This is a genomic window from Bradyrhizobium sp. T-12, from assembly GCF_058314695.1.
Genome location: NZ_JBZFQJ010000002.1, coordinates 271473 through 290074, shown reverse-complemented (window position 1 = coordinate 290074; position 18602 = coordinate 271473). Strand labels below are relative to the sequence as shown.

General features: G+C 56.5%; 16 protein-coding genes. All 16 read right to left on the bottom strand.

Annotation, left to right across the window (positions count from 1 at the left end):
• Window positions 1-19: 19 nt before the first annotated feature.
• The 16 genes from AC0WRY_RS35630 to AC0WRY_RS35555 all read right to left on the bottom strand — a co-directional run bounded on the left by AC0WRY_RS35630 (window position 20) and on the right by AC0WRY_RS35555 (window position 18552).
• On the bottom strand, window positions 20-1045 hold the full coding sequence (locus AC0WRY_RS35630; protein WP_164933844.1) for an Ldh family oxidoreductase: 1026 nt from the start codon (window positions 1043-1045) through the stop codon (window positions 20-22).
• A gap of 25 nt (window positions 1046-1070) precedes the next feature.
• A complete protein-coding gene (locus tag AC0WRY_RS35625) occupies window positions 1071-1838 on the bottom strand; it encodes a LamB/YcsF family protein (protein WP_128929616.1) in 768 nt (255 codons plus the stop codon).
• Window positions 1816-2862, bottom strand: a complete 1047-nt coding sequence (locus AC0WRY_RS35620) for a 5-oxoprolinase subunit C family protein (RefSeq protein WP_128929617.1) — start codon at window positions 2860-2862, stop codon at window positions 1816-1818. Before AC0WRY_RS35620 ends, AC0WRY_RS35625 begins: the two co-directional genes overlap by 23 nt.
• The gene (locus AC0WRY_RS35615; protein ID WP_128929618.1) at window positions 2859-3563 is read right to left on the bottom strand and encodes a carboxyltransferase domain-containing protein; all 705 of its coding nucleotides are present in this window, start codon (window positions 3561-3563) and stop codon (window positions 2859-2861) included. The genes AC0WRY_RS35620 and AC0WRY_RS35615 overlap by 4 nt, the downstream gene beginning before the upstream one ends.
• A 16-nt stretch (window positions 3564-3579) precedes the next feature.
• Complete coding sequence (locus tag AC0WRY_RS35610) at window positions 3580-5004, bottom strand: MmgE/PrpD family protein (protein ID WP_128929619.1); 1425 nt, start codon at window positions 5002-5004, stop codon at window positions 3580-3582.
• A gap of 22 nt (window positions 5005-5026) precedes the next feature.
• Window positions 5027-6244: a pyridoxal phosphate-dependent aminotransferase gene (locus tag AC0WRY_RS35605; RefSeq protein ID WP_128929620.1), complete on the bottom strand. Its 1218-nt coding sequence runs from the start codon at window positions 6242-6244 to the stop codon at window positions 5027-5029.
• Window positions 6245-6315: 71 nt separating this feature from the next.
• The gene (locus tag AC0WRY_RS35600; protein WP_128929621.1) at window positions 6316-7383 is read right to left on the bottom strand and encodes an extracellular solute-binding protein; all 1068 of its coding nucleotides are present in this window, start codon (window positions 7381-7383) and stop codon (window positions 6316-6318) included.
• 117 nt (window positions 7384-7500) lie between these two features.
• The gene (locus AC0WRY_RS35595; protein WP_128929622.1) at window positions 7501-8568 is read right to left on the bottom strand and encodes an extracellular solute-binding protein; all 1068 of its coding nucleotides are present in this window, start codon (window positions 8566-8568) and stop codon (window positions 7501-7503) included.
• A 71-nt stretch (window positions 8569-8639) separates the two neighbouring features.
• On the bottom strand, window positions 8640-10454 hold the full coding sequence (locus tag AC0WRY_RS35590) for an ABC transporter permease subunit (protein WP_164933842.1): 1815 nt from the start codon (window positions 10452-10454) through the stop codon (window positions 8640-8642).
• Window positions 10451-11479: an ABC transporter ATP-binding protein gene (locus tag AC0WRY_RS35585; protein ID WP_128955179.1), complete on the bottom strand. Its 1029-nt coding sequence runs from the start codon at window positions 11477-11479 to the stop codon at window positions 10451-10453. Before AC0WRY_RS35585 ends, AC0WRY_RS35590 begins: the two co-directional genes overlap by 4 nt.
• Before the next feature lie 13 nt (window positions 11480-11492).
• A complete protein-coding gene (locus tag AC0WRY_RS35580; RefSeq protein ID WP_128955180.1) occupies window positions 11493-12950 on the bottom strand; it encodes an NAD-dependent succinate-semialdehyde dehydrogenase in 1458 nt (485 codons plus the stop codon).
• On the bottom strand, window positions 12947-13531 hold the full coding sequence (locus AC0WRY_RS35575; protein WP_128929626.1) for a thiamine pyrophosphate-dependent enzyme: 585 nt from the start codon (window positions 13529-13531) through the stop codon (window positions 12947-12949). The genes AC0WRY_RS35580 and AC0WRY_RS35575 overlap by 4 nt, the downstream gene beginning before the upstream one ends.
• A gap of 11 nt (window positions 13532-13542) precedes the next feature.
• Window positions 13543-14058, bottom strand: coding sequence for a thiamine pyrophosphate-binding protein (locus AC0WRY_RS35570; protein WP_164933841.1), 516 nt, complete (start codon window positions 14056-14058; stop codon window positions 13543-13545).
• Between the two features lie 243 nt (window positions 14059-14301).
• The gene (locus tag AC0WRY_RS35565; protein WP_128929628.1) at window positions 14302-15720 is read right to left on the bottom strand and encodes an amidase; all 1419 of its coding nucleotides are present in this window, start codon (window positions 15718-15720) and stop codon (window positions 14302-14304) included.
• 71 nt (window positions 15721-15791) lie between these two features.
• Window positions 15792-17168: an NAD(P)/FAD-dependent oxidoreductase gene (locus AC0WRY_RS35560; protein ID WP_237866328.1), complete on the bottom strand. Its 1377-nt coding sequence runs from the start codon at window positions 17166-17168 to the stop codon at window positions 15792-15794.
• Between the two features lie 220 nt (window positions 17169-17388).
• Entirely contained in the window at window positions 17389-18552 is a 1164-nt protein-coding gene (locus AC0WRY_RS35555) for an NAD(P)/FAD-dependent oxidoreductase (RefSeq protein ID WP_128955182.1), read from the bottom strand.
• Between the last annotated feature and the right edge of the window lie 50 nt (window positions 18553-18602).

The window sequence follows — 18602 nt, the reverse complement described above, 5'->3', positions numbered from 1 at the left end:
CTTCGCGATATCAAGATCGCTAGTCCTCCGCCAAACTGAGAACGCGCGCCCAATTGCGCGCATCGACCGACAGCATTCCGCTTTCATGCACCGCTTGGCGACGCCGATAGCGGTTATCGGCCGGCATGCGAGTTGATCCTGCGTGTTTCAATTCCGCTATTAGCCTCTCCAACTGTCCCTGGAACGAAGCATTCCCGCCAGCACCGGGATCAAGGGCCAAAATGAATTGCCCGGCATTCGAGGTCTTCGCCCCAGGAAAGTTGGAAGAACAATCTTCAAATCCGAAGGTGCCGCCGGAGAGTGCCGCCACCAGAACCTCGGCCATAAAGGCAAGCGACGCTCCTTTTGCTCCGCCGAACGGCAGGAGCGCCCCCCCGTCCAGTATCGCCGCCGGATCAGTAGTTACGTCTCCGTCCCTGTTAATTCCGACCCCTGAAGGAACGGGTCTACCAGCGGCAGCGTGCAGCAGGATGTCGCCGTGCGACATGATGCTCGAAGCTTGGTCCCACACCAAAGGCGGCGCGTTTGTCCTTGGACAGGCAAATGCGATCGGATTGGTGCCGAGCGTCTTTCGCTTACCCTGCCAAACAGCCATATGGCTGCGACTGTTCACCATCGCAATTGAGATCAGACCGGCGCGCGCCAGGGGTTCCACGTCCTGCCACAAAGCACCAAAATGATGCGAATTGCGGACAAACATCGTCGCGACACCTTGGCTCCGAGCCATACCAGCAAGACGGTTCGAGAAGGCGCGCGTTGCTTGTTGAGCAAACCCGTTGTCAGCCTCAACCGCCAAACAGCCGGGCCGCGTCTGCTCGCAAGCCGGTTTAGCTGCAGTATTAATCCAGCCGCTGGATATGCTTGAGACATAGCCGGGCAAGCGATGGATCCCGTGGCTTCTACTGCCGTCGATTTCGGCGCCGGCAACCGTTTCGGCAATGATTCGTGCGATGGGTTCCGACAGTCCCGCTCTGCGCAAGGCCGAAGCTAATTTGGGTTCGAGGATCTCTAGCGGGATCTGAATTTCGTCGTCCGCTACGGTCAAGTGACGCTCCGCGATGAACGCTGTTCTATTCGACAAGCTCTGTCAGTGGCGTCACTTGTCCACCGCCTCTCTCAATCGTGTCGCGCAAAGTCTTGGCAATCTCGACCGAGCCAGGCGTATCTGAATGAACCAGAATGCTTTTCGCATCCAACTTGATTCGTTTTCCCGTGATAGCTGTCACCGTGCCGTCATTCAAGAACTGGCTTGCTCTCGCGGCGATTTGATCGAGATCGTTGATGACTGCTCCCTGCTTCTTTCGCGAAACGAGCGAGCCGTCTTCCTCGTAGGCCCGGTCGGCATAAATTCGTCCAACAGTCCGCAACCCGATCTTCCGCGCGTAAGCTTGCCAAGGGCTGCCGGGTTCTCCCGGCACGATGATGTCGGGATCATAGGCTTTGAAAGCATCGAAGATGAGCTGAAGATATTCCGGTGTTTCGCGCGACATCATGCCAAAGACGCCATGCGTACCGGCATGTGTCACCTTATAACCTTCAGCCTTGGCGATCGCCGAGAGAGCGCCCAACTGGTAAAGTGCGTGTTTCCGCATATCGTGGGGATCAATCTTCATCGGAACACGACCGAAGCCTAGTAGATCGGGCAGGCCGACATGCGCTCCTAGCGCCACTCCCCGCGCTCTCGCCTGCGCCGCCATGTCGGTCATGATGACCGCATCACCCGCGTGAAAACCGCAGGCCACATTCGCGGACGAAATCAGCGCCATCAGAGCGGCGTCATCGCAAAGCCGCCAACGCCCGAACCCTTCTCCGATGTCAGAATTGATATCGATTTTCATCGTTCGCCATCCCTGCCTCGGTTTCTCGCGAAATGCGCGCTGGTACGCCGCCGTTGTCGGCCGTCGCTATCAGGCAACCCAGCCTGTCCAAATATTTCACGATCTCAGATAGAGCCTTACGCGCTTCGGTTACCGAACATTCCACGAAACGGAACACGCTGCCTGGCCGCGCTTGGGCGACGCGCCAGAGATCGGCTTCTATGACGTAACCAATTTTCGGATAGCCACCCGCAGAGTTGCCGTCGACCAATTGCACGATAGGGCGCCCGCCTGGGGGCACCTGGATCACCCCGGGCGTGATCGGACATGATCGCATTTCTCCGGGGTCGGTACGCATCAGTTCGGCGCCATCCAATCGATAGCCCATTCTATTGCTCTGAGCGGAGACCCTCCAGGGATCACGCCAGAACGTTTGCTGCGACCTAGATGTGAAATCATCATATTCTCCGGCACGAACGACGCGGAGAACAATATCGTCCTGCTCCGCTAATGCGTGAAGTCCGCGTTCGAGAACGTTGTCGGGCGGCAAGACGGAGAGTTCGGGTTGCGGCTGCGCACTCTTTTTCAGAGCGCCTAGCTTGTCGCCTACGCGAAGCATGCGCCCTTCCAGGCCACCAACGCGTTGCCTGAAATAGGTGCTGCGGGATCCCAGCACCTCGGGAACGTCGATGCCTCCGGGCACACAAAGATAGGCTCTAAGCCCCATACGTGCCGGTCCAATCGCCAGCTCGTCGCCCGGCGCAACCGCGAAACGCGACCATGGTGCGACTTGACGTTGGTTGAGAACGGCCTGACAATCGGCCCCACACAGTGCAACCATGATTTGCTGATTGAACAGCAACCGCATGGGACCCATCTGGACCTCAATTCCGGCGGCCTCAGTGGAATTTCCAAGCAAGATGTTGCCCACCGATAGAGCGACCCGGTCGGCCGCTCCCGTTCGGGCAATTCCATGGTGACGTTGCCCTATCCGCCCCAAATCCTGCACAGAATTCAAGGGAAGCGTTTGAAGCACTTCGATCATGTCTCAACCCGTTCGATTCGGAAACGAATGCAGTCTCCCAGGTCAAGAACGTTGGGCGGCGTTTTGCTGAAGTCGAACGGTATGGGCGATGCCGGTGCATGTCCGAGTGCGTACCAGCCGCTTGGAACGAGCGAAGGCTCCTCCCCCGGCTTCAACGGCGGTCCAAGAGACGTCTGCGCTCCCGCCATGCTCAAATTTGGACCATTGGGTACCATTTGAGGTTCAGGCCGGCGTGGCAGGTGCAGCCGTCTATCCAGTCCGAAGAGAAAGCCGAAGCCTGGACCCGTTCCAGGCGCAAAGACAGTGTAATTGCCTGCCGAATGCAATTCAGCCACCCTGCTCGGCGATACTCCGAGACGATCGGCAACTTCGCGCAGGTGCCGACCTGCAGCTCCCCCGTAAACGATCCCGATTTCGAGTGTGCGGCCATTACCGGACCAAGCGGTCGTTCCATTCCATTCCGCCAAAAATCTCATCGCCAAAGGCTCGGTGTCCGTTGTCAAAGGGTCGACAACGATTAAGAGGCTGTTCAATCCCACCTGCGCGTCAGTCACCTCTTGCCAATTCCGGACCGTTCTATCCAACGCCCAAATGCGTTGCTGCGTTTGCAACGAAAGTGGCCCTTCGGCATCGAGCAGCAGAGCCGAAGCACCGCAGTGACTGACCCTCGGTGCATCAAGAACCACTAGCTTTGCGCACATGCCCGTACTTTGTCCGTCACTGCAGCTCTTCAAGGCCCAATAGAATTGGTGTACCGACCCGGTTCAGCCTGTCCAAATGTTGGAAACGTGTCAAAATAAGATCCGACCTGGCGGAATCGAACATTCCATCAGTACACGCCCGATATTTCCGCTCCAGATGTTCCCAACTGACGGGGTCGCTGCTCGAGCCGATATAATTGGATTTGCGCCGTTTAAAGAGACTCCCGTCTCGCCGCATGACATCAACTTCGGTAAAGGCTTTTCCGGCTCTGTAGAGCGGCTCGAAAAGCTCTGGCGTGCTCTGGTCTGGATGAACATAAGGTTCAACCGACTCCATTATCTTGCGCGTCGCGGGATCCTTGAGCGCATCGGGAGTGAAATCGGCTAGCGTGACGTCGCCTTTTCGCAGTGCCACAGCCACGCAATAGCTGTAGCTAAATTTTGCCTGTAAGTGACTTTCAGGCCGATCATAACGCATGATGTTAAGCGTTTGATAGCTGGTGCCGCAACGCACCGAGGTTATATCTGCCAGATCAAGCTCTTTATTTCGGAGGCCTTCGACAAGCACGTCGAGAGCCGGGAGCACCATCGCGCAAACCGGATATAGCTTGACGTTGATGCGCATCACTTCAAAGGGGGCTCCCATGTCGCGCATTGCGTCTTCAAAACAGATCACACTCAAGTCACCGAATAGGTGCATGAAACCTTCATGACCCTCGATGGCAGTCGGGCTTGCGTCGATGCCAGCCAGAGCCAGCTTTGCGGCCATTACGCCGTTCTCGGCAGCACGGCCGGCGTGGACGGGCTTGGTCGACGTTCCAAAGTTCTGACGGATGCCACAAGCCATCGAGGCGGCGATCCCCAACGCATCTCTGGTCTGCTGCGCGTCCAAACCCAACAGCTTTGCCGATGCAGCCGTCGCTGCGAAGGTTCCGAAAGTCGACGTCGTATGCCAACCGTTGGCATTATGTTGGTAGGTCATCGCCCGCGCAATCTTGGCGCCGACTTCCATCCCAGCCACATACGCGGTGATCAGTTGTTCGCCCGAAACGTTGCGCTCGTCGGCCAGCGCAAGAAGCGCCGGAACCATGCCAGTGGATGGATGGCCAAGCATAGTCGCGTTGCCGTCATCGAAATCGTGCACATGAGCTGCCACACCATTGAGAAAAGCCGCCGTTCTCGCCGTCGTGCGCAAGGAAGTGCCGATAACCAGCGATTTGCCGGGTTCATCGACCAAAGCTTGACGCGCCCTGCTTGCGGCCGCCTCGCCTGCGCCCGCAAGCGTCACAGACAACGTGTCTGCGAAAGCGCGCTTGGTCGTCTCCACCGCCTCTGTCGGGATGTCGGAAAAGCGCAGTTTCGTAACCCAATCAGCAAGGAAGGCGGTCACGGGTGGACGTGATCGCGTCGCCTCGGCGGCACTGGAAGTGATCTCGTTCATATTATGATACTTCGAATTTGGTTCAGCGTAAGGCTAGAACCGCGGAGCGGATCGCTGCCACGGCGGTACGCAAGTCGTCGTCCGACGACGCGATGGAGATACGGAAGTAAGGAGAAAGGCCATAGGCCGCGCCTTGTACAACTGCGATGTCGGCCTCGGCCAGTAAGTAATCGCACAGAACGCTATCAGACGAGATTCGGCCGCCTGCCGGCGTCGTTTTCCCAATCAGATCGGTACAGCTCACAAAGATATAGAACCCTCCCTCAGGGCGCTCGGCGGAAAGACCTGGAATTGCCTTGATGATCGGTAAGACAAAATCTCGCCGCCGGTGGAACACAGCTACGCGCTGGGCTAAGAAATCTTGTGGCCCTTCGAGTGCGGCCAGAGCAGCAGCCTGCGCGATTGAACATGCGCCACCCGTCGCTTGCGACAAGACTCGAGTAATGTCCCTGATCAGCCAATCCGGCCCGGCGCAATAGCCGATACGCCAACCCGTCATGGCGTATGCTTTGGAAACGCCGTTGACCGTCAGGATGCGCTCCCGCAAATCGGGCGCAATCTGCGCCAAGGTGTAAAACGGCCGCCCATCAAACCGAATGTGCTCATAGATGTCATCTGACAAAGCAAGGACGTTAGGATGGCGACGCAATATTTCGGCGAAGGAAAGCAATTCCGCCTTTGAGTAAATTGATCCCGACGGATTGTTTGGCGAATTCAAAAGAAGCCAACGCGTCCGAGGTGTGATGGCCGCCTGTAGTTGTCCAGGCTGCATCTTGAAGTCACTTTCGACGCCGCACGCGACTATCACCGGCTGTCCGCCGGCGAGCCGCACCATGTCTGGCATCGGCACCCAATAGGGTGCAGGTATAATGACCTCGTCGCCGTCGTTTAAGGTTGCGGCGAAGGCATTATATATACTTGGTTTCGCGCCCGGAGCGACCACGATCTGATTGACTCCGTATTCCAAGTCGTTGTCGCGTCTCAGCTTGCGCGAGATGGCCTCGCGCAGCTGAATGGTACCCGTATTGATGGTATAGCGGGTTTCTCCAGCTCGGATCGCCGCAATTGCCGCTTCCTGAACGTGCTCTGGCGTATCGAAGTCAGGTTCGCCCTGTGCAAGGCTGATAACGCGCTTGCCTGAGGCCACTCTCAACTTTGCTTTTTGAGCCATGCTCTCGGAGACATCGACCTGAATCTTGCCAACCCGCTTCGATCTGCTTCGTGTATTCAAATTAGTCACCGCTTCCTAGTCCGTGAGAACGACGCCAGGCTTTCGACCCGTCTGCGCGCGGGCTCGGCTGTCGCAGCCTCTTATTTGATGAGCCAAGCGTTGAACATTTCATTCGACTTGGACAAGTTTTCACCCCAGAAGCTGACATCGAGGGGCACGAGCTGCTTAAAGTTGTCAGGCTGCGTCGGGATCAAATACAAGATCTTGGGGTCGATATATTGGTAGGCGCTGATCGAAGCCGTTCCGTTCAGGACGCGCGCTGCACGCGCGGCTTGTCGCTTCGGATCAAGAGTGAATTCGATGAGCTTCTGAACCATCGCCACCTTCGGATTCCCTTTCGGAATCGACCAGCCATATGCGGTGTAATAGCCTTGATTCCATAGGATCTTAAGATCCTCTCCTTGCACGATAAGCTCCGCTGCCCGGTTGACATAGGTCGCGGTAATGTCGATTTCGCCGCTGTGTAACAGCTGCGCGCTCTGCGGCGCCGTCGTCCACCACATAGCGATCCGCGGTTTGATTTGATCGAGCTTCTTGAATGCCCGAATCCAACCGGCATCTGTTTTCAGTTCGTTTATGATGGCCTGGCCGGGCTTGACGCCGTCGGCGCGCAATGCCCACTCGATGTTGTCCCGGCCGCTGTTGCGGAGGGACCGCACGCCAGGGATCGCTTTGTCCCACATGTCCGCAACGCAAGTCAGATCTTTCCCGGTCGCGGAGGTCCGATAAACCGTTGAATAGGCTGATATCGAGTCGGGCACAAAACCGGCGAGGTTCCTCAGCTCCACCGGAAGGTCGTCATACAGGTGTTTTGGAAGGGTGATCTTTTCAACCAAATCCAAAGCCAAATATCGAACTGCTTCGTCCATGCCTGCGCCAATGCAAGCATCGAAGATATAATTCTTCGTGTCGACCATCGACTGCATCTGGGGCAGCGGCTGCGCGGCTCGCACCACGGGAACGACCGTGATGCCGGTAGCCTCCGTGAAAGGAGTGTAAAAGAGCTCCTTATAAATCTGAGATACGGAGCCACCAGCATCTGCAATGTAGAGAGTTTCGCCCGCTGCCGAAGCGCGACCCATGATCGCGGGTGCTGCTAACGTTGCGCCCGCCAGCATTGTGGTCTTAGTAAACTTTCTTCTGTTCATTTCTGGCCTTCCGTTAGCGACTTACGCCGACCGCGGATTTCATCGAATGTCGTCGGAGGCAATCATCCCGGGGCGTTCAAAGGGATGGTCGTTGCCGATAGTGCCGATCATCATTCGTCATTTCACAAGCCACTGATTGAACAGCTCATTCGATTTCGTGAGATTCTCTCCCCAAAAAGCCACGTCCAACGGGACCATCTGCTTGAAATTATCTGGTTGCGTCGGGACGTACTCGAGCACCTTCTTGTCGATAAATTCGAAGGCACTTTTCGAGGCGCTTCCTTGCATCAACTCGGAAGCAAGCGCGGCTTGACGCTTCGGATCCAATGAGAACTCGATGAGCTTCTGCACCAAATGGACCTTTGGATTGCCTTTTGGGATGACGTACCCATAGGCAGTGTAATAACCTTCGTTCCAAAGCACTTTGAGGTTCTCACCTTGCCGGATCAGCGTTGCAGCCCGGTTCGCATACGTCGCTGTAATATCGATCTCCTGAGCTTGCAGAAGCTGAGCGCTTTGTGGGGCCGTACTCCACCAAGTCAGGATTTTCGGTTTGATCTCATCCAATTTTCGAAATGCGCGCTCCCACCCGGCTTTTGTTTTCAGCTCATTGATAATGGCCGGTCCCGCGGGAACGCCATCCGCTCGAAGCGCCCATTCTATGTTGTCGCGACCGCCAGTACGCAGCGAGCGAACTCCCGGAATGGACATGTCCCAAATATCGGCAACTCGTTTCAGATCCCGTTTTGTCGCTAACGGCCGATATACCGTCGCAAACGCTGCAACGGAGTCCGGATAGAAGCCCGGAACATTTCTGATGGAGTCAGGAAGGTCGTCATATATTGACCTCGGCAACTCAATTCGTTCGCTGAGCCCCTCAGCATCGTAGCGGACACCTTCATCGAGACCGGCGGCCCCATGCACATCGAACGTATAGTTCTGCGTTTCCACCATGGTCTTCATCTGAGCCAGCGCTTGGGCTGGCCGAACGACCGGAACGACATCAATTCCCGTGCTTGCAGTAAAGGGCGTATAGATAACCTTCTTGTAGGACTCGGTGTACGCACCGCCCGCATCCGCAACATAGAGGGTCTCACCGGCCGCCGATGCGCGTCCGACGATGGCGGGTAGTGGGAAAGTCGCGCCGGATAGCGCAGCTATCTTGACGAATTGCCTTCTATTCATTGTTGGCCTCCTCACTAACCATTGCCTCGAACTGACGGCTCTAATGTCGGCCCATCCAACCGATGCAAGCGCTACACGCGTCTGGACGTCCCGCCAACGGAATTGGCTATGAGCATAAATCCGAGAATTAACGCCAGGAGTAGCGTCGACACTGCTGCCAACTCCGGTGACGCCCCGTACACTGCCTGTTGGTATAGCTGCTTCGGAAGCGTGGTGAAGCTGCCTCCCGTGACAAACAGAGAAATCGTCACTTCGTCAAACGACTGGATGAATGCGAAAAGAAACGCGCCATAAACTCCAGGCTTGATGATCGGCAGCATGATATATCGGAAGGTCTTGAATTTTGACGCGCCCATCGTCCATGCGGCATAGTCCAACGAACGATTGTAATTTTTGAGCACGGCCATCAGTGACATCGTGGCATAGGGCAGCGCAAACACCATATGCCCCATGATCAATCCGACCCATGTGCCAATCAGCCCGAAGCGGGCATAAGCGTAGAACAGCGCGACCGCCGTGATGATATGAGGCAGAAAAATCGGAATGGTCAGCAGCAGAATTATCAGGAACTTTGCCCTCGTCTTTTGACGAACGAGAAATAGTGCCGCCGGAATAGCGATGGCAATGGCCATCAAGCTGGTGATGGCGGCGATGCCAACCGATCGCCAGAAAGCCAATACCCAGATTGGTGAGCTAAGGACCGACGTGTACCATCGGAGTGAGAAACCCTGGGGCGGCCAGCCGAACAGAAGGCTGTTAGAGAATGAAATCGGAACGATACAGAAGATCGGAAGTATCAAGAACAACGCAATTGCCAGCGAAACCATCGACAGAATGGGTCTACTCACCCTTTGCCTGAGCTTCACCGTCCGTCCCGTCAGTTTTTCGGCGACCAATCCGAAGCTGGCGGTAATCCATGAAATTCCGTTGATTAGTTTCATTCCGCCACGGCGGAGCATTCGGTTCAGTCTCGACGGATGCTGGTCGCCCTCTTCTCCGGTCAGAATGTGCATTCCAACCACCCGATCAAACAGAAAGAAGGAAATAAGTGTTGCCAGCAACAGCATGGCGGATATCGCCGCAGCGAAGTTCCAGTGCAACACCTCGGTAACTTGTTCGATGATCAATTGAGCGATCATCGTTTCCCGAGGACTCCCGAGCAGCTGCGGCGTGATGAAAAACCCAAGAGCACTCACAAAGATCAAGATACCGCCGGCCGCCACTCCCGGTAACGACAGAGGAAAATAGACCCGCCAAAAACCATGGGAGGGGCGGGCACCCAGCGTGCTCGCCGCTTTTTCCAAGTTCGGCTCGATGCCCTCCATTACGGAGTACATCGTAATAATCGCCAAAGGCAAAAGCGAGCTGCTCAGGCCGATCATCACGCCGTTCCAGTTGTAGAGGAAGGCGATCGAATGATCGAGCCAGCTCAACTTCAAGCCGGTTACGTTGATCAAACCGCGGCGACCGAAGATAATAATCAGTGACAGATTGCGGATCAGAAAGCTAGTCCAAAGCGGCACCAGAACGGACGTCAGGATTGCTGCTCGAACCCCTGCATTTGCTTTGGAGAGTGCATATGCAACGGGGTAACCGAGCGTCAGGCAGATCCCGGTGGCCCAAGCAGCGGTTTGAATCGTTCGCACGAGCACGCTAACGTATAGATTGGTCTTAAATACTCGCGAAAAATTCTCTAGCGTCAGCGCACCGTGAGCGTCAAAGAGGCTGAGAACAAGAATTCCGCCGACAGGCAGTACAAATACGACGGATAGAAACGTCAGCAGCGGTGCTATCTGAAGAAACGGCCAGCGCGCTAGCAATTCGCTCAGAGGTAGGCGCCGATCTGATCGCGGCCATGATCCCGGGATGGTCGTCCGATCTGTCACGTTCCTACATCCTTTATTTCTACCGACCGGGAGGCGGCCCAGCTCAAGATGCAACGTTGACCGTTCTCGATATCGTGAGGAGCCTGTGCATTCAGAACAAGGGCTGAAAGGACGCGATCGGACGCCGACTTGAAGAAGTACCGGGTTGTCGGCCCAATATTGATGCGCTCAATAAACGTCGCTTCGGTCCGGTGGTGCGCGGGAACGACGTCGGCGTTGACGCGAACGTATTCAGGTCGAACCATCAGTCGCGTTCCCGCCTGCATGGGCGTCACGTTGCCGCTTGCATCGCTCACTTCGCCAGCCGCCATGATATTGGACTGTCCGATGAAGTTAGCGGCGAAGACCGTCGAGGGGCGATCGTAAATTTCGTTCGGTGGTGCCAGTTGCTCGATCTCGCCACCGTTCATCAGACAGATCCGATCTGACATGGCCAACGCTTCTTCTTGGTCGTGGGTCACGTAGATGATGGTCGTCTTTAATCGCTTATGCAGATGCTTGATTTCGATCTGCATCTGCTCGCGCAAGTTCTTATCCAGCGCGCCCAAAGGTTCGTCCATCAGTACGATCGACGGCCGGTAGACCATTGCGCGTGCGAGAGCCACGCGTTGTTGCTGACCACCCGATAGCTCCTTGGGCACACGCTCGGCAACGTGAGGTAAGCTGATGATCTCCAACATCGACTTTACCCGGTCGCGTATATCAGCCTCCGGCATCTTCCGCATGCGCAGCGGAAATGCGAGGTTTTCCGCGATACTCAAATGAGGAAACAAGGCATAGTTCTGAAAGACCATGCCAATATCCCGATAAAACGCGGGCTCGTTGGTAGCTCGACGACCGTTGATGTAGATCTCGCCGGAGTTTGGAGGGGTTAGTCCGGCGATCATGGTTAGGAGCGTCGTCTTTCCGGAGCCAGAAGGGCCCAATAGAGTCAGAAATTCTCCTTCGGCCACATCGAGAGACGTCGGCTTCAAAGCGTCGAACGCACCGTACCGTTTCGAGAGGTTTTCGATCTTGAGCTTCATTCGTATGCCCGCTCTAACGATGCGCAGGAACTGAGTTGCGGGGCGGTCCCGCCAGGAATGAAATGCTGCGTACAATCGTGTAGTTCAACAACCCCTCAGCCCCACCCTCACGCGCATACCCCGAGTCCTTTGTTCCCCCAAAAGGCGTCTCCGGCAGCGATGACGTGAAGTGATTGATCGCAAGGTTTCCGACCTGCATGTGGTCGGCGATGTAGCCGGCGTAGTCAGCCGAATGAGTCATCGCGTAACCCGCAAGCCCATAGGGCAGTTCGTTGGCGCGCTTGATCGCGTCTGGCAGCGAAGTAACCGAATTTACGAGTGCGACTGGGCCAAACGGTTCTTCCTTCATAATACGCGCATCCGCGGGCACGTCGGCCAATACCGTAAGAGGCCAATAGTAGCCGTTATTCTTGATGCGCTCCCCACCGGCAACAAGCCTGGCACCTTTCGCGATCGCCTCGCTGACGAGTTCCTGTATCGCAGCAAGGCGCCGTGAATTGGCTACGGGCCCCATCTGCGTGGCCGGATCGAGGCCATTGCCGACCTCAATTTTTCGAGCCGCCTCGCCCATGTTGTTGACAAACTCTCCATAAATGGAGTCGTGGACGAACCAGCGTGTCGGTGATGTACAGATTTGGCCCGAGTTGCTGGCTTTAGCGGCAACCGACCTGCTCGCTGAATCGAGCGGATCGACATCGTCACAAATTATGACCGGCGCATGCCCGCCCAATTCCATAATGCAGGGCTTCATATGCATTCCGGCTTGCGCGGCAAGTCCCTTGCCAACTGGAACGGAGCCAGTAAACGCAACCAGTCTGATTGACGGGTGTCCTATCAAATAGCGCGAGATATCTGCGGGAATGCCGAATACCAAATTCAACACGCCATCTGGCAGTCCGGCTTTCACAAAGGCTTCCGCCAGATGCACGGCAGCCGCCGGTGTTTCCTCAGAAGCTTTCAGGACGAGACTGCAGCCTGCCGATAGCGCACCGCCAACCTTCCGGGCGACTGAACTTAAGGGATAGTTCCAAGGACTAAAGGCCGCTACAGGGCCAATCGGATAGAGTTGCACGGTGTTTCGATACCCGGGCTCGGACGGAATGGTCCTGCCGTAAAGTCGGCGTCCTTCTTCCGCATCCCATTCCAACACCTGACATGCCCGCCGAACTTCGGTCTGCGCGTCGCGTAGCGGCTTGCCTTGCTCCAGAGTGATATCGCGGGCCACCACATCGGCATTCGCACGCAGGTTCGCCGCGGCTTGACGAATTATCTCGGATCGCCGGGCCGCTGAGGTCAGTGACCAAACGTTGAAGCCGTTCGTTGCAGCATCGACGGCAGCGGCAAGATCGGCCTCCCTTGCCATAGGAACGATCCCCAGCACGGCTTCGTTTGCGGGGTTCAATATCGGAGCGCCGTTACGTTCGATCCATTTTCCACCGATAAACAGCCTTATTGGGGTGTGCCCAGTCATCGGGTCACTCCGAGGAATTTTCGTGTGTCGGCCACCACTTTTGCCGGACTACGCTTACGCCACGGCGCGCGCTGACCTGGCGGACGGTTTTCGATTTCTGGGTGGATCTTATTCCAGACGAAGACGGGCCCGTCCTTCGCCAGGATTTCTGGCAGGGCGGCAGTATATGTGGCTAGATCATCGAAAAAATAAGTGCGATTGATGCCACATCCGCGAGCCACAAGGTCATAAGCAACGTTCTTCGCGTTCGGTACGGGCTGTCCACCAGTTGTGGCATAGCATTCGTTGTCCATCAAGAAGTAGTAGTAGTTTCGAGGCGCCTTTTCGGCGATCGTTGTCAAGATGCTGAGGTTCATTAGTAGATCGCCCTCAGAATCGAAAACGACTACCGGCTTCTCAGGTTGGGCCAATGCGAGCCCAAAACTAAAGCCGGCATGACCGCCCATGGAAGGATCACCGACTGGAAGGTCCGCACCTCCTTCGCTGATGTCCAACCAATATTGACCCGAGCGACCCGAGACGACGAGCGCATTCCTGCGATGAGGTGCGAAAGCGTGGACAAGATCTTTTGTGTAAATCATCGACCCGCGCCTCAATTAAAACCGTGAAATTCGTCGGCGATCAGTACGACGACTGGGCGCTGAGTTAGTTCAGACTCGGTGAAAGCGAGCGAGATGCGATCGGCGTCCGCATTACTTTCCACCATGTAGAACTTGATTCCGAAAGCGAGCAGGAAGCGTTCTGTATATTCGGCCGCGCTATCGTGATTGACGCCGTGCCGCGTGTAACCGCGGTAACCAACCAAGAAGACGACCGGAACGTTCAGATTGAGCAGCCAGCCGCGCATGGAATCTCCCGATTCCATCATGCCGGTATTCTGCACCAACACGATCGGCTTTGCTCCTCCTGCGAAAAGTCCGGCCGCTATTGAGCAGGCATGCCCTTCGCGGGCGACGCCGACCAAGCTCAGCGATTGCTCCTCCTGCATTTTCAAGAACAGCCAGTTCGTCTCGCTATCTGGCAGCCAAACAACATGCGACACGCCGTTTTGCTTCATTTGCGCAACGACCGATTCGGGACTCAGTGCCGCGGCTTGCTCGTCACTCATCATCGTCCTCTTTTCGCCGGCCGCCATGGGAGCGAGGGCCCGCGGCCCAATTTGTATCCGAGACGTTAATTTAGGATACGATTAAAGGGCCTCCGGCACATTCGTGTCAACCTGAATGTGACGAAATCGTAATTTCCGAATGGAATCCTCATTTTCAGAAAGCCACGAACAATGCCCGAAACTCGGCAAGCCCCCCAAAAGGGCTCGGTCTGCGACAAGTCATTGGGGGGATCGCGAACGGTTTCATATGTATCCGGGAGGGATTGCTACGGCGCCCCCTCGTTCGCGGTCAAACGCTTGCGCAATCCGGAAGGCCGTTGCATCACCAAAACGGCGGACGGTAATTTGCAGACCTACCGGCATAAGGGCTGCGAGCCCCATGGGTATCGATATAGCGGCCAAGTCCATTAGATTGGCTATACGGGCGAGGAGACCAAAAGGTGCGGTTTGCTCGTGCGCCCCCTCGATCTCTGGAGTCACGATCGGAGCCGAGGGCAAGAGAAACGCTGCTGCGCCTTCCAGATAACGATCGAATTCCACCTGCATTTCGCGGCGGGTTGTAAGCAGGCCGAAATAGTCCCTCGCGCTGATGCCACTGCTTTTGCGCATTCGCTGCGCTATCAAACGATCAACTCGACTGTCGAGCCCCTCGATGTATTGCGATAGCCCATTCCAGCCTTCGGTCCCCGTGATACCGGATGCGTGAGCCGCATATTCTTCGTGACTCCGAGGCATGGGACGCACATCTATGTGAGCGCCTAGTCTCTTGAGGTCGCCCAGTGCCTTATGGAAAAGGTCCATAATTCGGGGGTCGACGAATTTGAGCTGAGAGTCAGTTGGCGCTCGCAAGATCAAGCCCTCGACGCCAGCCGTTAACTCGCCAAGAGGATTTATGCGCCCAATTCCGTAGGTCGAGGGATCCTGGGGATCCCGCCCTTGCAAGGCATCGAGTACCAACGCGGCATCCCGGATGCTGCGGGCCAACGGACCCACAGTGTCAAATGTCGGCGCCAATGGAAAGACGCCGCCCCGGCCGACCAAGCCGAGCGTACTCTTGTGGCCAACAATTCCACAAAGCGATGCGGGGGTACGAATTGAGCCGCCGGTATCGGTCCCGAGCGCAACCGGCACGAGCCCCGCCGCGACCGCGACTCCCGATCCGCTGGATGATCCGCCGGGTACTCTCGCAACCGAGGTATCCCAGGGATTCACCGGCGTACCGCAGACGGGATTGCACCCCCAACCACCAAAAGCGAATTCAACGGTGTGCGTTTTCCCGATGAGAACCATTCCTCGATCGAGGAGGCGCTGAACAGCGTGGGCTGTGTTCTCCGCAGGGGTCGATGCGGTCGCAAGCGATCCGGCCCGGGTCGGTCTCCCCTTGACATCAAATAGATCTTTGACCGCGAAAGGTATCCCGTCCAGCATATGCAAAGCGTTGCCGCCCGCACGCCGTGCATCGGCGGTCTTGGCAGCTACGCGAGCCGAATCCGCGTAGATTGCGACGAAGGCATGGAGCTGCGGGTCGAACTTCGCAATCCGCGCCAGAAAACGCTCCGTGATCTCGAGCGACGTGACCTGCTTGGTGGCCAATGCGCGCGAAAGCTCCCCGATCGTAGCGAACGCGACGTCACCAAGGGGCAATGTATGGCTGTCACTCATCGGAGTTCCCAACTAGTCCAACGCTAGGCGCGTATCTCTCAAGCAATGCATCAATCGGTCGGGCGCAGACATCAAAGCAGCCCCGCGCCCACCGAGCCCAGATCAGGGATCAACGAAGGATCCGTGAACCTGTCCATTGTGAAGACAGCCGATCCGGGCAACGGCTTATCCGCAACCCATGCGGCCGTTTGCTCTCCGACAGCGCAAGCCATCATCGTGCCAAAGCCGGAAAGACCGACGCACATATAGGAGCCTTCCGGTCCCATGGGCCCGACCAGCGGCCAATTGTCGTGGGTCCGCGTATACCAGCCGCTATAATGATGCAGACCGCGCGTCAGCCGTCCGATATAGGTCCTGAGTCCGGGGTTGAGCCTCGAAGCCCCTCGAAGCACAATTTCGGGAAAGCGGTCGTCCAGCGGAACGTCCCAGGTCGCGTTTACCTGCGCCCTCTCGTTGTAGGCCCATCCGAGCCGTAGCCAGCTGCCGCCGTCTCCTCCGTCGGGACGGCAATGAATTGCGCCGGTCATTGGTTGTGTGAGCCAGGCAGTGTCTGCACTGGCCCGAAGCAGGCTAGCTTCTTCTTCCGTCCAATTGATCATTTGATCATCGAGGTCGATCGAAAACGGCATGTCCCGAGGAATGACCTTGTGAACATCCTCGAAGGCGATTTTCTGCTGCATCACATTGAATAGGGGCAACTCGACGTCGAGCATGGCGGCAATGTCGTTCGCAAAGGGACCCGCACAGTAAATTAGCTTGACCGCTCGGAGAGTCTTAGAGGTCCCCTCGTCCTTAAAAGCGATAGTAAACCCGCCTTCTCGCTCCGCCTTAATGCCGTCGACCATGCCCTGCATGCGGTGCGCGCCGACGCTGCCCGTGTATTCCAGCATGAAGGCTCCCATCTGCTGCCCCGAAATGTCGCCGGCTTGGCGTACATGCAGGATTGTTCGCAGGTCGCGATCATAATTGGGAAACAGCGATTGGATCAGCTCGGGATTGCGAAGCAGATCGAAGCCTCGTGGCGCCAGCGTCCAGTCAGCGTCTGCGGGTCGTTGATAACTGCGGCTCGTGGTACCCTCATGGATCCGTACCTGCTCATCGAATTCCGCACCCAAGCTGAAGCGCAATCCCTCGATCAGCTCGGAGGCATCTGTCTTTCGCGACGCCAAGACATATCCGCGTCGAGTCATGTTCAGCCGATTGCCCGACTCTCGCGCGATGTCTTCCATGAGCTGGATGGAACGATCAGAGAGACGAACCATCAGTGGATGGGTCCACCAATTTCGATAATTCTCGCCAGACTGAGCGGACGTGAAGGCCATCGGAGGGCCTTGGTCGATGAGCGCGATATCAGTGATGCCGTGGTGTTTGGCCAGATAGTAGGCGACCGCGATACCAATCGTACCGGACCCGATGATAGCGACCTCGGCGCTTTTCACGCTCGCCATATTTTGCATCCCTTCTATTGTTTTTGGATACATTTTATATTGCCACACCGCAACTGATTTCGCATCGCCGATCGCGTTTTACGGAAGGGTTCCAAAGCGCCGTTTCGAGGTCACACGGTCCGTGGCGCGTGGCGCCTCAAGGAGAACGGCCTCGCGGTCACATCGGAAGGTCTTGGAAGGCAAAGCTCCCAAATCCCACAGGCAGGGGAAAGCGTTGAAACTATATGATGCCGCGCTCGGGCAGAGGGGCGTCGTCGATCAGTCGCTGCCAACCGAAACGAGTTAAATCCAGCGTTTCGTATCGTCCCTTCAGGATAAGTTCGGAAATCGCCAGACCACAGCCGGGCGCATGCATCAGGCCGTGACCTGAGAAGCCCGCCAGCATGTGGAAATTGCCCAGACCATCGGCCCCCGGCCCGATGATGACATTGCCGTCGAAGTCGTTCTGATCATAGAGACCCGGCAAAGTTGAACGGCATTTCGTCCGTTCGAACTGCGGGAAACGGTGCGCCAATGCTGGCCACACAACTGATTCGAAATAGTCGTAGTCGACCTCGAAATTATAGCCCCGCGGTTCCGCGAGCGTCGGAACACCGCCTGAATAGCCGGCGCCTTCGGGACGGAAAGCTAATCTTTCGGGGTCTTTGAGGTAAGGCAGCGGCTCGATGGGTTCTTGCGTTTCGAAGTAATGTTCGAAACGCCGCAGCGGGGTGATTGGAACATCGAACCCCAGTTGCTTGCAGATTTCCTTTGCCCACGCTCCTGCGCAATTGATGAATTGATCCGCTTCAATCTGAGCGCCGGATGCCACTCGGGCATGCGTTACAGCATGAGCGGCGCGGTCCATCCCCACCACATCGTCGGCAAGATATTTGACGCCGAGAGATTGCGATTTCTTACGAAAACCCATCAGCACACTATGCGGATCCAGCCAGCCGTCATCGGGAGAATGGACGCCGGCGCCAAGGTCCGAAACGTTCATCGAAGGGAATTTCTCTTTCAGACCGTCCGGCGTCAGCCATACGACATTGCAACCTTGATCTCGTTGAGCGTCGTAATTTTGACGCAACATCCCCGTCGCACTAAGGGGCACGATGAAGAGGTAGCCATTTTTCTTAAAGCCGATCTCGGCATCCACGCCTTCGATCGCCATCGTCTTCGGAAATGACTCAAAGAAGGGGATTGAGAAATTTGAAAGCTGGATATTCTCGGAAAGCGCGAAAAGACGTCGGACGCCACCAGACGCCCGTGGCGTCGAGGCTATCGCATAGGTCGGATCGCGCTCTATCACTATGACATCTGAAGCCGGCGCCATGAGCTTGAGAAAATAGGCAGCCGCGGAACCGATGGCTCCGCCCCCAATAATTGCGACATCATATTTCATTTTCCTACCTGCCCGAGTAGAGTAGATGGTGTGATACTATGCCAACGCCG

Excerpts from the sequence above, each read along its gene's own strand:
- AC0WRY_RS35625 (WP_128929616.1), bottom strand. The coding sequence starts at position 1,838 with ATGAAAATCGATATCAATTCTGACATCGGAGAAGGGTTCGGGCGTTGG.
- AC0WRY_RS35620 (WP_128929617.1), bottom strand. The coding sequence starts at position 2,862 with ATGATCGAAGTGCTTCAAACGCTTCCCTTGAATTCTGTGCAGGATTTG.
- AC0WRY_RS35615 (WP_128929618.1), bottom strand. The coding sequence starts at position 3,563 with ATGTGCGCAAAGCTAGTGGTTCTTGATGCACCGAGGGTCAGTCACTGC.
- AC0WRY_RS35610 (WP_128929619.1), bottom strand. The coding sequence starts at position 5,004 with ATGAACGAGATCACTTCCAGTGCCGCCGAGGCGACGCGATCACGTCCA.
- AC0WRY_RS35600 (WP_128929621.1), bottom strand. The coding sequence starts at position 7,383 with ATGAACAGAAGAAAGTTTACTAAGACCACAATGCTGGCGGGCGCAACG.
- AC0WRY_RS35595 (WP_128929622.1), bottom strand. The coding sequence starts at position 8,568 with ATGAATAGAAGGCAATTCGTCAAGATAGCTGCGCTATCCGGCGCGACT.
- AC0WRY_RS35585 (WP_128955179.1), bottom strand. The coding sequence starts at position 11,479 with ATGAAGCTCAAGATCGAAAACCTCTCGAAACGGTACGGTGCGTTCGAC.
- AC0WRY_RS35580 (WP_128955180.1), bottom strand. The coding sequence starts at position 12,950 with ATGACTGGGCACACCCCAATAAGGCTGTTTATCGGTGGAAAATGGATC.
- AC0WRY_RS35575 (WP_128929626.1), bottom strand. The coding sequence starts at position 13,531 with ATGATTTACACAAAAGATCTTGTCCACGCTTTCGCACCTCATCGCAGG.
- AC0WRY_RS35570 (WP_164933841.1), bottom strand. The coding sequence starts at position 14,058 with ATGAGTGACGAGCAAGCCGCGGCACTGAGTCCCGAATCGGTCGTTGCG.
- AC0WRY_RS35565 (WP_128929628.1), bottom strand. The coding sequence starts at position 15,720 with ATGAGTGACAGCCATACATTGCCCCTTGGTGACGTCGCGTTCGCTACG.
- AC0WRY_RS35560 (WP_237866328.1), bottom strand. The coding sequence starts at position 17,168 with ATGGCGAGCGTGAAAAGCGCCGAGGTCGCTATCATCGGGTCCGGTACG.
- AC0WRY_RS35555 (WP_128955182.1), bottom strand. The coding sequence starts at position 18,552 with ATGAAATATGATGTCGCAATTATTGGGGGCGGAGCCATCGGTTCCGCG.